Genomic DNA, 14,354 nt, shown 5'->3' with positions numbered 1-14,354 from the left:
ATTATTGATACTCCTGAAAAAAGTTAAGGGTTGAAGAATATCTCAACTATCTCTAAAAAGGGTTTAGGGAATGGCTTTTTTACCATTCCCTCCTGAGTCTCTTTGTAATTTGTGAACTTTTAGGAAATCAACCCTATAGTATTGATTTCCTAAAAGACCATTGTGTGATTCATTATTTTATCGTTTCTAGTTTTTCTTTATTTAATAATTGCTCCATAAATTCTAATGTTTCTTTACGCAAATCTTGATGTTTTAAAGCAAATTCAATTGTGGTTTTGATAAAGCCAATCTTTTCACCTACATCATAACGATCGCCTTCAAAGTCATACGCAAACACTCTTTGAATCTCATTGAGCTTTTGAATTGCATCTGTTAATTGAATCTCTCCGCCAGCACCTAGTTCTTGTTGTTCTAAGAACATAAAGATTTCAGGAGTTAGTACATAGCGACCCATAATTGCTAGATTAGAAGGAGCAGTACCCTGCTTTGGCTTTTCGACGAATTGATTAACCTGATAACGTCTACCTTGATTTGATAATGGATCGATAATTCCATATCTATGTGTTTCATTTTCGGGAACTGTCTGCACACCAATTACAGATGACAATGTATTATCATACTCATTCATTAATTGTTTTAAGCATGGTGTATCAGCTTGTACTATATCATCACCTAGCAAAACCGCAAAAGGCTCGTCCCCAATGAACTTTCTTGCACACCATACAGCATGTCCAAGTCCTTTTGGTTCTTTCTGACGTATATAATGAATGTCCACACTGGAAGATTGCCGAACCTTCTCTAATAAATCAAATTTCTCTTTTTCGATTAAGTTTTGTTCAAGTTCAAATGAATTATCAAAGTGATCTTCAATAGAACGTTTCCCTTTACCGGTTACGATAATGATATCTTCTATACCTGATTCCACTGCTTCTTCTACAATATATTGAATCGTAGGCTTATCCACAATAGGTAACATCTCTTTAGGCATTGCTTTTGTAACAGGTAAGAACCTTGTTCCTAAACCCGCAGCTGGAATTATTGCTTTACGTACTTTTTTCAATTTTATCCCCCTATTAATGATTCATTAATTAAAATTAATTTCTCCTATTATGTAATTAGAGAAATATCGGTTCTAACGCTAATCCTACCGTTAATACTCTAAGGCTAATGATAGCTACTTCCTTAGCATCTTCTAACTTTTAAGCCCAAGCATTATATGACAGAATTAATCAATTATAAAAATTTTATCATTTGTTATTCTTAGTTTTTCGCCAAACCATTTTACAAATGCTTACAATTGCTATAGTACCACAGGACTATCTTTAAAGAAATGGAATAAATTTGTCAAGTTTAATAAATGACATCAGTAATTATTCCACATTGGAAAGTTATGCTTTAAATTCCACTAGACTTAGCACTAATCTAAAATACTCCAATTTTTGTATACTATTTGATATATTTTTTGTATAATGAAATTTGTGTTTTTGAGAGATAGGTATTTCCACCTACTTTAGCTTATTTCCAGGGGAGATTATTTTGCAGAAAAACAGAATTATTATTCTATCAATCATCCTAACCCTTGTACTTTTATTATTTTTACCGATGAATGTAGTAAGAGCGGATGATGTAAGTAATATTGAACTTAATGTTGCTGTTACAAATGGCAACTTATTAACCGGTAGGCCGACATTGAACACATGCTTTGTCTAAATGAGACGATGTACTTGTATTCGAATCCCACAAAAGGATCATAAAAAACCAGGGCATCTTAATAGTCTTGGTTTTCATTATTTTTGGAAGGCTTATAGTTTTCCAATGAAGTGAACAACTGCACATTCTTGGTATTTCATCTTTAATTCAATATCAGATTTGAGCTTTTGAGATAGACAATCTTATAAAAGTGCTCGATTCTTATTTAATTGAATGCTGTATCAATAGTATTTTACTTAATAATGGTCCGTAATGTACCTCTATATTAAAATTTCCCTCCTGCTAAGATGAACAAGAGGGAAAGCTTTTAGATTTTATAGTCCTTGGAATTTTTTATGCAAATAAGAGCGTTGCTCTAAGAGAGCAAGTAGGATGATTCCGCCAAGTAATTATATATAATTGTTTGTTGCAGTTAAAGGAAGCTTGTTTTTGGTACTCACTTCTTTTTTTAAATAAATTCTATTCTTGCACAAAATTTATTATATCCTGTTGATATTCCTCAATCCGATTAAACCTTCCAGTAATTGGTACCTTTACAAATCGATCATCTTGTATCCTATTATAAGTTGGATATGCATATTTTACTTTCCCTAATGTATCCGTAATATGCGAGTTCGTTGCGATTAGAATATTATACGTAACAAGTCTAGCTAAATATTCTTGATAGATGAATGCTTCCTGTAAATAAGATGAGTTATCCAATTCAAGGATATCGTCGATTAGGATATTTAATCGATTTCTTGCTGTGATTGCTTCGTTCATAATTTCTAGCCAGTCCGCGCCATTATACGATGGCTGGGCTAACTGTATGAAAAATGTTGATCGGGCATCATTATACTTAATAAACCCTTCCCACATCACATCATCTTGGCAATTCTCAAGAGCCTTTTTAAAGGCATTTTTTGATTCAGTTAAGTACATCGTGTATAGTTCGGCTTGTTCACCAGACAGCTTATCCATGTTTTTTACAATCTTTTTCATAACTTCAATTTCAAATGCATCTTTATTTCCTAGTTGTAACTGATTCCGAAGAATTGCCATTGCCTTTTTATTATAAAACAATCCCAAATAGTTATAATATACCGTCTGCGTGACTGAGTTTTTAAGCATCGTTCCTCTTACCTCAAGAAGGGTAGAGGTTATTGTATATTCATTCGTATTGATTAATCTTTGGTAGTTAATCACACATTTTATAAGCTTTACTGTTTCTTCTATTAAAATTAGATTTCCCGTACTAATCGATAGTAATGCATCTCTTCTTTTTTCAATAGCGCCTAATAACCTGTTCATTCTATCCATGTTTTGTTTTTGATTTTCATCTGCGGAATTAAATAGAAATGGAAAGAAAACGATGACATCTATAAAATATTGAAGGTTTGTCGCAAATTCAATCGCTGTCTTAGACCTCTTTGAAAAACGATTCTCTAATATGGCAAAAATCGAATCCCCCACATCTTTCGAGCGCTCCATATCATATTCCCTCAACAAACTAGTGATGGATGTAACATAATTCTCGTTTTCTAATACATTCCCGTCCATTTGGGTAATAACATTCACACTATCAATCGAAATATAGGTTTTCATTGAAATAATAAATGCTATAAACGAAATGACAAGACCTAAAATAGTGATCGTAAATACAACCAAATCGGCTGTAGTTTTAAACGGATATATTTGAATCGCAATGACGACTGAAATCCCTACCGCTATCGCAATCAATACATAAGGATAAGGAAACTTTGGACGGTTCATAATAGCACTTCCTTTTTAGTGAACTTTTTCTATTATAAATGGTTTGCTGTGATACTACTAGTCTTTTAGAACTGGAACACTAACGTATTCCTCTATAAGTTACAAGGAAAAAGGAACAAAAAAAGAAGCAACTCAGGGCCACTTCTTTTTAACGGTATAGATGGTAAAGTTATGGTTATTTTATAGCTTTGTAATATAATTGACAGCAGCTCGTTCATGGTATTGCATCTTTGTCTTAATCTCCGACTTAATATCCTCACTCCGGCAATCCTCTATCAAGATTTTGTTTTTATTATATTGCATGCTGTGCCAATAGTATTTTACTTTGTAGATAAACCTTTTCATAACATATTCTCCTTTTGATTTACATATATCGACGGAGCCTCGTGTTCGGGAACTGGCTGGCATAGTCCAAAAGACCTTAGCCCCTTTAGTTTTGCGTCATCATTTTTCAATGATTTTGCCTTTTCGTACGATTTATGTATGATTCATTATTACTATAGAGTAGTTTACGAATCTATTAAAGGGGTCTTTTTTCCTATTTTAGCGGTAAATCGAACTTTTGGATTTAGTAATTTATTGGTTTTTGGGTGGAGGGCGAGGAGAATAGGGATCGACTGCAGGAATCATTGCGGGATTTGCGTTGGTTGAGGACGAGGTGAAGTCTACGGGGTTGGGTTTTGCTGCGATGTGAGGGGATTTGAGTCGATTTCTTGATTTTTGCGTCTCTTGGACATTATTTTGCGTGGCCTGGGCCGGATTTGCGTCGCGGAGGACCTATTTGCGTCGATTTCTCGATATTTGCGTCGACAGGAAATGATTTGCGTCATTGCATTGATATTTGCATCTCCATACTTATATAAGTCAAAAGTGGAACAGGAAACCAACTCTACTGGTCTTCTTCTGTTCCACATTCTTTTATCGTTGATACCTCACAAATGTCAGTCAAACATCACTTCTATTTGTTGTTTATCTTTATACTCAAACAATTTCCTTATCTGCTCTTCCGTAATGCGACCGACGGAAAGGGGTGGGATTGATTCTTTTAGGAAGAATCCCACGTCTGAGGTTTCAATACTTGTCATCGGTTCACCACCAACCAACTCACATTCGATAAAGATTTTATAGATGTCATAGATATTCGGTGTATGCCCATGCTTATTTCGGTCAAGCACTCCTAGCAATCTCTTTGGTTTTACGATATAGCCTGATTCCTCTTCTACTTCCTTTACAGCATTTTCGGAAGGAGATAATCCGATGTCTGCCCAGCCACCTGGTAGGGTCCAGCCATTATCACTTTTTTCTTTTACCATCAGGATTTTATTACCCTTAAAGACGACAGCGCGTATGTCTACCTTGGGAGTTTGGTAGCCTTCCTCGCTAATGAAGATTCTCGAGACTTCCTCCAGGTTTTTATTTGAGAATTCCGTAACGATTTCTGCACTTAGCTTTCGAAGTTCTTCAAATCGTTCGATATCGTATACATCTTTCGAATAAGCCAAGCCCGATTGGGAAATAGCTTGAATTTGCTTTGCCCACCCTAACCACTTATAGCTCATTATTGTCACTCCTCTCTTCCACTTTAAATTTTAGATAGGTGCGGTCATCAAAGGAGAGGTTCCCTTTCTTTAATCCTTTCGCTGACTTATAGAATCTAAAACAGAGAGGATCTTCCTTTAATACTTTTTGTAGCATTCTTTCCGATTCTTCAAGACTATCTTTTACATATGGATAGCCGTCAGATGCTAGTACTATATATTCCGTAGTTGGAGACACTTCAATGATCTTTACTTTTGAAAAATCAACAGGGAAACCATTAATGATTTCGAATCCATACTGGTTTTCAAGATCATTTTGCATATAGTATTGTTGCTGAATTAATTCCTGGATAAACTTCCAGCCTGGGTCATCCACCAATAATTCATCGATTGTTTTACCTTTTTTTATTTCAGCTTCTAGGTATAGCGATCTTGCATTAGCCGTAATATCATCGATGATCTTATCATTTTTATACAAATCGCCATCCACGATGCATTGACAATCACCGATTTGCCAAACCTCCTTGTAATGATCACTATACACAATTAGGCTTGCAGTAGGTGCCATCCATGCATGCTTTTTAATCTCCTCTATTAATCCTATTTCTTCATAGGTCTGTTGGAGGTTATCATTGATAGCAGAGACCATGTTTTGCATCGAAACTTCTCTTGGTAAGGTTTCTATTGTTGCTTTCACAATCTCCGCTGCCAGTCTTCCTGGTGTTTTGTCATTCATCTTTTTACCAGATACATTAGTGGCACCATCCACGATAGCCACAAAGTCGTCCGTACAAACAAACAAATCTTCACATAACAAAGGGTCTCCTAGCTTCCCTTTCGATAGTGATTCAACCATTGTTATAGCCATTTGACATCACCTTTGTTCCATTAGATTTTTATCGTTCTTCTTCAGCTGCTCCCATACCTCATCATCCCCCACGAATGGATACTCTCCTTCGGCCTGTAAACTATTCAGAATGGCTTTTTGGTAGCCGGGATACTGGCGATATTCCTTTAGAAAGCCAGAACTATTTATGTTTTTCTTATATGCTGGAATTAGGTTTTCTTTCTTTGCATAATCCTCTAGCTTTTCATCTTGAAGAATATATGAGATAAATTTTGAAACCACATCTTCTGAGGATGTCTCTTTCATTACAACTAATCCATTGCCATTCGGGATGATGTTTTTTTGATCAATCGGGAGTTGCGAGGTACTAAATTTAAATTTCGTTCCGATTAATTTTTCAAATAACCATATATTTCGAGAGGTACTTAGGAGAATTCCACCCTTGCTGTTTACAAATTGTGTAATCGCTAAATGGTACGTATATGGGGGTAATAGCCCATACTCAGCCCTCGCTTTATACCATAACGATTCCTCCAACTGTGTCTCCTCAAGACCTTCTTCCTTTAACAGATTCTGTATATACCATGGGTAGAGTGTATCGGAATTCATCCCCCAAATAGATTTGTTATTCTCATGAACCCATTGACCAGTTTTAAAAATGTCGTTAATCGTACTACCTACATTATCTTTCGGTACTACGTTATCGTTCATATAGAGCAAAGGTATTTCATACCCAAGCGGGATCGCCCACAGCTTCGCGTCATAGGTAAACCTTTTTTCCATGCCATGAACAAGGTCCCGTTTCATTTCCTGATCAAGCAATTGCTCTACCTGTACCAGTGCCCCTGACTGAACTAATGAACCTAGTCCATAAAATGAAGGTATTTCAGCAAGATGGGGTGGTTGGTCTGCCGATTCGGCAATGGATAGTTCCTCTAGCAACATTTGTGGGTCATCCACTATCCTTGTAACCACCTCTATATTTTCATTTTCTTGTTGAAATTCTTTTGCAATATCAACTGTAGCTGGTGAGGATGTCCAAATGACAAGTGTTTGATCTTTGGCTGTTTGGCGATTCAAATCCTCCTCCGGCTTTAGTGAATATAGAACGATACTTAACAAAACACCTACAATTATGCTACTTACTAGAAGAATTTTTCTCATCATAACGGTCCCTATCTTTCCTATACAATCATATGTATTATTATATCGTAGATAGAGAACCAGGTATTACATCGTGATTCCCTTTTTACCTGACAATAAATTAACTACAATTAGGGATAGAATGGTACAGAATGACAGGATTGATGCAAGGGCTGCAGCAGTACCGAAGTTTGCTGTAAATACCTCACGATAGATTGTTACAGTAATGGTTGCAGTATGTCCTGCATATAAAACAATTGTCGAACTCAATTCATTTATCGTTGTTACCCAACTCAAAATGGCCCCTGAAAGCACACCGGGTAACATCAGAACCGCAGTCGTTTTAAAGAATGTCTTCATTGGCGGAACACCTAAACTAATGGATGCCTCTTCAACACTTTTATCAATTTGATATAGAATTGCCGTACTTGAACGCATTGTATAAGGCAATTTACGAATGACGTAGGCGATCACTAAAATAATCCACGTTCCTGTCAGCACCATAGGCGGTTTATTAAAAGCAATGATCAGACTTATCCCAAGCACTGTCCCCGGAATGACATACGGAATCATAATAAAGGCGTCTAATAATGATGTAAGCCTCGAACTTCTCCGTACAGTTACATAGGAGAGTAGCAAGCCCGCAATCACCATTATCACAATCGCAATACTTGAGTATGTGAATGTATGCAAAATGGCCTGTGGAACTTTAAATAAAATTTCACGATAGCTATCTAGACTAAATTGATTCGTAAAGACAGGACCGTTTGTTTTTAGGAAAGATGTCGTGATCACGGTTGCTTGCGGAATCATTGAAATTCCTACAACGATAAAAATAAATGCAAGCGCAAAAAATTTCTGTAATGGCTTTAATTTGATCACCTTTGGTGGGCGCATTGAGCTCATTGAGAAACTTTTTCTAGTTACCAAATACCTTTGTAGGAAGAGAATACTCGTACTAATCACAAGAAGAATAATACTAAGCGTGCTTGCCATTGCAGGGTTAGAGCCCATCTCACTAATGAACTGCTCATAAGCTAAAATCGGCAATACTTTAATTCCTTGCCCTAGTAGCATTGGCGTACCAAAGTCTGCAAAGGAAGCCATGAACACCATTAGCGCTCCCGTAGAAAGGGTTGGGAAAATAAGTGGAAGTGTGACAGTACGAAGTTTTCTCCATCTTTGACTTCCTAAGCTTTCTGCCGCTTCTTCAAGTGAACTATCAACTGTTTTTAATGCTCCTGACACATACAAATAAATATGCGGATAAAACTGGATCGTAAACACCCAAATCATTCCGTGTAATCCATATATCGATTTCACATTGATTCCTAGGTCATGAAGAAAGTTTGTTACATATCCGTTGTTTCCGAGCATAAGGATCCATGAGTACGCACCAATGAATGGGGGAGACAATAGTGTTAAAATAATTAAAATGTGAATAAGTCCCTTAAACGGGATATCAAACCTCGTCATAATATAAGCAACTGGAACACCGATTAGTGTGGCAAAAAATGTTGCTGAAATACAAACAAGGAAACTATTAAGTAATGCACCGTAATAATACTTAAGTGTGAAAAAATCCTTATAGGTTTCTAGACTAAATTTACCTTCATAATAAAAACTTTTTATTAAAATGTTAAACAAAGGATAAAGTAAAAACAGAAGCATGAACAGAAGGCCCGCTATTATTACAACGTTCCAAAAATCCCATTTTATCCTCTTTACTCGTTTCGTTCTTGCTACATTAGTTTGAGTTTCCATGGAGATTTAGCGCCTCCTCTCCGTCCACTGTATACACAACTGCCTCTTCAGGGTTTAAATAAAGCGTAACTTCCTCACCCTCTGCCATTAGTTGATAATAAGGAACGGCATGCTCATGAACCTGTATCTCTTCACCAGTCGTATCCAGCTTTATTTTATACTCAACTTTTTCACCCAAGAACACAGCTTCAATGACCTTCCCTTTGACAACTGGCCCTTGTGCAGGTTTTGTATCACGTATGACTTTGATTTGTTCTGGACGCACAGAATACACGACTTCCCCGCTATAGGTTTTAGTTAAAGTGATTGGATACTGGACACCCTCAAGTTCCACAAGCATAGCATTCCCACTGCCAGCGACACGAGCTTGAAGGAAATTAGTTGAGCCAATAAAATTGGCTACAAATTTATTTTTTGGAGTCAAATAAATTTCATGAGGCTTACCAATTTGTTGAATTTTCCCGTTACTTAACACAGCAATACGGTCCGAAACCGCTAATGCTTCCTCTTGGTCATGGGTAACATAAATGGTTGTTATATTCAGTCGTTTTTGTAGTTCACGAATATCGGATCTCATTTTTAAACGGAGCTTTGCATCAAGGTTTGAAAGTGGTTCATCCATCAACAATAGACCAGGGTGGATAACAATTGCTCTGGCAAGAGCAATACGTTGTTGTTGCCCACCACTCATATCAGATGGCTGACGATCTTTTAAATGCGCCAATTCCACCATTTCAAGTGCTTCCATTACTCTTTTTTGAATGTCTTGTTTCCCAACTTTGCGGGCTTTTAGTCCATATGCTACGTTTTCGAAAACCGTCATATGTGGAAAGATTGCATAGCTTTGGAAGACCATTCCGATGTTTCTTTTATGGGTGGGCATATCATTAATACATGTTTCATCGAAATAGATATCCCCCTCTTCCTGACGGTAAAATCCCGCTAATGTGCGCAGCAAAGTCGTTTTACCACATCCACTCGGCCCTAATAATGTGAAGAATTCGCCATCTTGAATGTTGATTGTTGCGTTGTCTACCCCTTTTATATCTCCAAAGTATTTAGATACTTGATTAATTTTTACTTGTGTCACTGCTTTACATCCTTCCTATTTAAAGAGAGAATCGTTACGAAAAACGATTCTCTCTAACTATTATTTACCGATTACTATATCTTGGAATTTTTTCATTACATCGTCTTGATTTTCAGATGCCCAGTTGAAATCGTAATCAACCATTGGAATATCCTTTGTTGCTGGTAATCCTTCCGGTGCATTTACATCATCACGAACGGAACGTCTATTGAACTCAGAAACGATTAATTCTTGAACTTCTTTGCTCGCTAAGAAATCTAAGAACTTCTCAGCATTTTCTTTATTTTTTGCTCCTTTAATTACAGCCATGCCGTCTGGAACTGCAGAAGTTCCTTCACTAGGATAAACAACATCTACATTTGCTCCACCGGCGATGTAACGGTATGCGGCTTCTTCAAGAGTTACACCTAATGGAAACTCTCCATCCGCAACACCTTTATAAACCATACTAGAACCACTTAGAATTTTTCCATCAAGGTTTGCCACGAATTCTTTCGCAAAATCCCAACCGTCATTTTGGCTATTGAATGCAGTAAGCATTGTAACTAACTGCGTATAAGAAGAACCAGATTTAGCAGGGTCTGCATATGCAATTTTACCCTTCCACTTATTATCTAATAGATCTTCCCAAGATTTTGGAACATCAGCTCCTGTTACCATATCTTTATTTAACATAATAACCATTGGTAAGGCAGAAAAGCCTGTCCATAGATTTTCAGAACTCTTATATGCATCTGGAATCGATGCATCGTCAGCAACTTCATATGCTTCAAAGTGTGACTTGAATGCTTCTAGTGACTCAGCACCACCGCCCCAGAATACATCTCCAAGTGGATTAGCAGATTCAGCTTGAACACGGTTTAATAGTTCACCGGTTCCACTTGAAACTAGTTCAACCTTTATTCCCGTTTTGTCCTGGAATTCCTTTATAATTGGGTTTATGACTTCCGTCTGGTGTGGTGAGTACACTGTTACCGTATCGCTTTTTTTACCACTATCTTCTTTTGCACCAGCCCCACTCTCTTCCTTGCCACTACAAGCGGCTACAGCCAAAGCTAGCAAAAGTGTAAGACATAACATGAATAGCTTTTTCACAAAATTTCCCCCTTGTTTTTAATTGGAACACTGTAAGTGTAAATTTATATGGAAGCGATTACAACGAGGGATTATTTCCAAAATGTTTAATATTTTTCGTATAAAAAGAGACTTGCAATCAAGCAGTCTCTACTTAACGATGGAGGTCTCCCTCTATGCGATGTTCAGATTTCTTTCCTATGGCTTTAAACTCAGATGGTGTGTGTCCAGTAAACTTTTTAAAAATTTGACTAAAATAGCGCTGGTCAGCGTAACCGACAGATTTGCTAATTTCATTGGTCTTTAATGTCGAATGATGGAGAAGTTCTTTCGCCTTGCTGATTCGCAAATCCGTTAGATAATCGATAAAGTTTTTCCCTGTATACTGTTTAAAAATCCGACTCAAATAACTGTCTGAAATATAAAATCGATTTGCCAGATCGTGTAATGTAATCTGCTCGTGGTAATGGGAGTGTATAACGTCTAACATTTCTTTCATTTGAATCGGGTTATCTATCTGTTCAAAAAACAAACAACCTGGCTTTCCTTCGATTCTACTCTGATCTCTCGCAATGTTGGCTTGTGTATATAAGACTTGCAATTCTTGTGGATTGCTAGAAAGCTGACTACAGCCTCCGAACATTTTGTACTCTTCAAAGATCTTTTTTACTTTATTAAGCTCTTCATTGTCTAGGTTATATAAAATCCCAATCCCGTGCTTGTTTTCTAGCATAATATTTTGATATTGCAGGTCATCTAAAAAGGTTGAATCTATTAAGTCTTCACTTTCAAAAGTAAGGAGTCGGTATTGTATAAAATAGTGAGAATCGTCTTGGAAACTCTCATCCATGTATTCTTTATCCCCTTTTAACACGGATAAGATTTGCAATCTCATTTTCTCTTCATTCTGCTTTTGAATTTCTGTGGTGATTTTCTTGATACTTTTCATAAGTTCCTTTTCATCAATTGGTTTTACAAGGAAATCATGGACCCCTAGTTTAATTGCTTGCTGAGCATAGGCAAATTCACTAAATCCCGTCAAGATAATAGTTTTCATACCCTTATTCACGTCCACCATTTTCTCAATGAGCTCTAATCCACTTAAGCCAGGCATCCGAATATCTGTAAGTAACAAATGGGGTGATTCCTTTTTGACGAGTTCTAATGCTTCGATCCCATTTGATGCAGCACCACAAACTGTGATCCCGAGCTCCTTCCAATCTATTGTTTCTATTAATCTCTTACGAATGAGACACTCATCATCCGCAATCACCATTTTGATCAAAGCACACTCCCCCTCTCATGTAGAATTGGGAGCTTTAGCAAGACCGTAGTTCCCACATTCTTTATACTCGTAATCATAAGTCCATATTCTTTACCAAATAACAATTCGATTCTTCTTCTAACGTTCTCAAGACCAATTTGGGTATGATTATCATTTTTAACTAGAGTTACCATGTTACGTATTCGATTTAAGGTTTCTTCGTCCATCCCTATTCCATTATCCTTTACTTTAATCCAAAGTAGATTGTTCTCCTCATAAATCTCAATTTGAAGGTCTCCCGTTCCCACCTTCATTTCAAGGCCATGATTAATGGCATTCTCAATAAGTGGCTGAATCAGAAGCGGAGGAATATAGTAGTTTTTGACAGACGGCTCTACACGTAGATTGACATTGACTTTCTCTTGAAACCTAACTTTTTGGATAAATAAATAATAGTCTACTAGACGCAGGTCCTCCTCCATTGGAACGAATTGTTGTTCCTTTTTAATGGAGTAGCGCATCATCTCTCCAAGTGCAACCGACATGTCACTGACAATATTCACCTTCTCAAGCTTTGCTATTGCGCTAATTGTTTCTAAGGTATTATATAGAAAATGTGGATTGATTTGAGCACGGAGCGCCTTGATTTCAGCCTCTTGAAGCAAGGTTTTCTTTTCAATACTTTCAGTGATTAGTTTACTAAGTTGCGACACCATGTGGTTAAAGTTTTTTCCAAGAGAACCAATCTCATCTCGATAGTCAGACTGATATTGAACGGTTAGATCTCCGGTTTCTACCTTTTTGAATAACCGATTCAGCCGCAGTATAGGATTGGTTAATGTTTTTGAGAAAAAATAGGACAACCAAATCGCCATTAGAAAACTAAGAATCGCAACAATGATTGTAATATAACCTATTAAATTACTATTTTTCGTTACTTCGCTCTCAGGAATGTAGGTCGCAATTTTGTACTGTGAGTTTTCACTCGTATCATAAACTAATATCGAAGGCTGCTTTTCCCATTCCGTCCTTGTGTACCCTTGATTCCCTTCTAGAATAGAAGAAAGTGAGGGATGTTCGAGCTTCATTCCAATCGTCGCCTTACTCGGGTATCCCGAAATAACATACCCATTTTTATCTAATAGAAACAACTGGGATATATCATTTGTTTTTTGTTGATAGATTTCCGCTATCGTCGATTCCATTACATCAATAACCAGATATCCCAGAGGTTCGCCTGTCTTGGTATGTTTGATGAGTCTTCCCGCACTTAAAACAATATTCTGGTCTTCCACCTTTCGGATTGTATAGTGTGTATCCCACACTAACGCACCGTTTGCCTCACTTGCCTTTCTAAATATCCCCCAATTATTCACATAATGATCATAATGGTCAGGGAGAAACTCACCAGTAAAATAGCGATCCCCATTTAAACCGATGACATACATATAAAGATTCCAATTCTTCGAACCCTTGACCGTGCTAAATAGTGAAGAAATATTCGTAAAGTCTTCATATTTTTCATAATCACTTCGATTCCCTGGCTTCAACAATACTTCTTGTAGCGTTTCATTTCGATATAAATAATTACTCACCTGCTCCATATCTTTCGTGAAAAACGTCAGGTTTTTATTAATTTGAATCAATCGTTCGAGAACCTTTTCACTCACCTGCTCTTTAACAATCTCCGATGACTTCTGGTATGTAAAACTCCCCAGCAACACTAACGGAATGAGCACAATAATTGTGAAAAAAATCATCAATTTCGTTTTTATCGAGAGATTTAATAAAGATTTAATCATTCTACGCTTCACCCGCATTTAACTATCTATCATTATTTGAAAACCTTTTCCTATACTGTATAGCAAACTAATTCGAAATTAAATAGTAGATTTTTTGGTAAAGCTTTGATTTGTTTAACGGGTTATAACTTTTTTTACTTTCAATAGCCTATGTATTTAATTAGTTAAAATGACTTATCTGTGATACGAGACCCATACCTAATTATTTATCAGTTTAACCTCTTGAACCTATAGTAGGCTACTAAACTAAAGGTATAACAGCTCACACTACTAACTTCTTTTCTAGGCAAAATCAATTTAAACAAACGATTGATTGAAATCTTAATTCCACGGCAATAGTGGAATAGACTGCTAAACAAACGTTTGTTTG

13 protein-coding genes and 1 riboswitch (1 of these 14 only partly in view) are annotated in these 14,354 nt (G+C 36.7%); of the genes, 2 read left to right on the top strand and 11 right to left on the bottom strand.

All coding sequences use genetic code 11. The annotated features are described in order from the left end of the window. Positions 1-27, top strand: partial view of a peptidoglycan recognition protein family protein gene (locus V7147_RS10305; RefSeq protein ID WP_438824575.1) — the final stretch only. It extends 939 nt beyond the left edge of the window; 27 of the gene's 966 nt are visible here — the last part of the coding sequence; its start codon lies off the left edge, out of view; it ends in the stop codon at positions 25-27. A gap of 145 nt (positions 28-172) precedes the next feature. On the opposite strand, the gene galU is transcribed toward V7147_RS10305, so the two are convergent. Continuing rightward, a complete protein-coding gene (galU, locus tag V7147_RS10300; RefSeq protein WP_335367765.1) occupies positions 173-1,060 on the bottom strand; it encodes a UTP--glucose-1-phosphate uridylyltransferase GalU in 888 nt (295 codons plus the stop codon). Between the two features lie 476 nt (positions 1,061-1,536). Between galU and V7147_RS10295 the strand changes: the two genes are divergently transcribed. Continuing rightward, positions 1,537-1,710, top strand: a complete 174-nt coding sequence (locus tag V7147_RS10295) for a hypothetical protein (protein ID WP_335367764.1) — start codon at positions 1,537-1,539, stop codon at positions 1,708-1,710. 459 nt (positions 1,711-2,169) lie between these two features. On the opposite strand, the gene V7147_RS10290 is transcribed toward V7147_RS10295, so the two are convergent. The 10 genes from V7147_RS10290 to V7147_RS10245 all read right to left on the bottom strand — a co-directional run bounded on the left by V7147_RS10290 (position 2,170) and on the right by V7147_RS10245 (position 13,984). Continuing rightward, positions 2,170-3,462, bottom strand: a complete 1,293-nt coding sequence (locus V7147_RS10290; protein WP_335367763.1) for a hypothetical protein — start codon at positions 3,460-3,462, stop codon at positions 2,170-2,172. Positions 3,463-3,642: 180 nt separating this feature from the next. Further along, entirely contained in the window at positions 3,643-3,807 is a 165-nt protein-coding gene (locus V7147_RS10285) for a hypothetical protein (RefSeq protein WP_335367762.1), read from the bottom strand. A gap of 44 nt (positions 3,808-3,851) precedes the next feature. Continuing rightward, positions 3,852-3,937, bottom strand: a riboswitch (cyclic di-GMP riboswitch). Between the two features lie 466 nt (positions 3,938-4,403). After that, positions 4,404-5,021 carry an NUDIX hydrolase gene (locus tag V7147_RS10280; RefSeq protein ID WP_335367761.1) on the bottom strand — a complete coding sequence of 206 codons (618 nt, stop codon included), beginning with the start codon at positions 5,019-5,021 and terminating at the stop codon, positions 4,404-4,406. After that, positions 5,011-5,868: a PP2C family serine/threonine-protein phosphatase gene (locus V7147_RS10275; RefSeq protein ID WP_335367760.1), complete on the bottom strand. Its 858-nt coding sequence runs from the start codon at positions 5,866-5,868 to the stop codon at positions 5,011-5,013. The genes V7147_RS10280 and V7147_RS10275 overlap by 11 nt, the downstream gene beginning before the upstream one ends. 6 nt (positions 5,869-5,874) lie before the next feature. Further along, the gene (locus tag V7147_RS10270) at positions 5,875-7,011 is read right to left on the bottom strand and encodes an extracellular solute-binding protein (RefSeq protein ID WP_335367759.1); all 1,137 of its coding nucleotides are present in this window, start codon (positions 7,009-7,011) and stop codon (positions 5,875-5,877) included. A 66-nt stretch (positions 7,012-7,077) separates the two neighbouring features. Then, the gene (locus V7147_RS10265; RefSeq protein WP_335367758.1) at positions 7,078-8,754 is read right to left on the bottom strand and encodes an ABC transporter permease; all 1,677 of its coding nucleotides are present in this window, start codon (positions 8,752-8,754) and stop codon (positions 7,078-7,080) included. Next, entirely contained in the window at positions 8,738-9,844 is a 1,107-nt protein-coding gene (locus V7147_RS10260) for an ABC transporter ATP-binding protein (RefSeq protein WP_335367757.1), read from the bottom strand. The genes V7147_RS10265 and V7147_RS10260 overlap by 17 nt, the downstream gene beginning before the upstream one ends. Positions 9,845-9,904: 60 nt before the next feature. Continuing rightward, positions 9,905-10,939 (bottom strand): ABC transporter substrate-binding protein, encoded by a 1,035-nt coding sequence (locus tag V7147_RS10255; RefSeq protein ID WP_335367756.1) that lies wholly within the window; start codon positions 10,937-10,939, stop codon positions 9,905-9,907. A gap of 133 nt (positions 10,940-11,072) precedes the next feature. Continuing rightward, positions 11,073-12,194: a response regulator transcription factor gene (locus V7147_RS10250; RefSeq protein WP_335367814.1), complete on the bottom strand. Its 1,122-nt coding sequence runs from the start codon at positions 12,192-12,194 to the stop codon at positions 11,073-11,075. Positions 12,195-12,199: 5 nt separating this feature from the next. Continuing rightward, positions 12,200-13,984, bottom strand: a complete 1,785-nt coding sequence (locus tag V7147_RS10245) for a cache domain-containing sensor histidine kinase (RefSeq protein WP_335367755.1) — start codon at positions 13,982-13,984, stop codon at positions 12,200-12,202. Positions 13,985-14,354: the final 370 nt, after the last annotated feature.

This window comes from Bacillus sp. JJ1521, from assembly GCF_036965165.1.
Classification (GTDB): Bacteria; Bacillota; Bacilli; order Bacillales; family Bacillaceae_L; genus Ferdinandcohnia.
The sequence above is the reverse complement of the archived record's forward strand: the minus strand, read 5'-3'. Positions and strand labels throughout refer to the sequence as shown.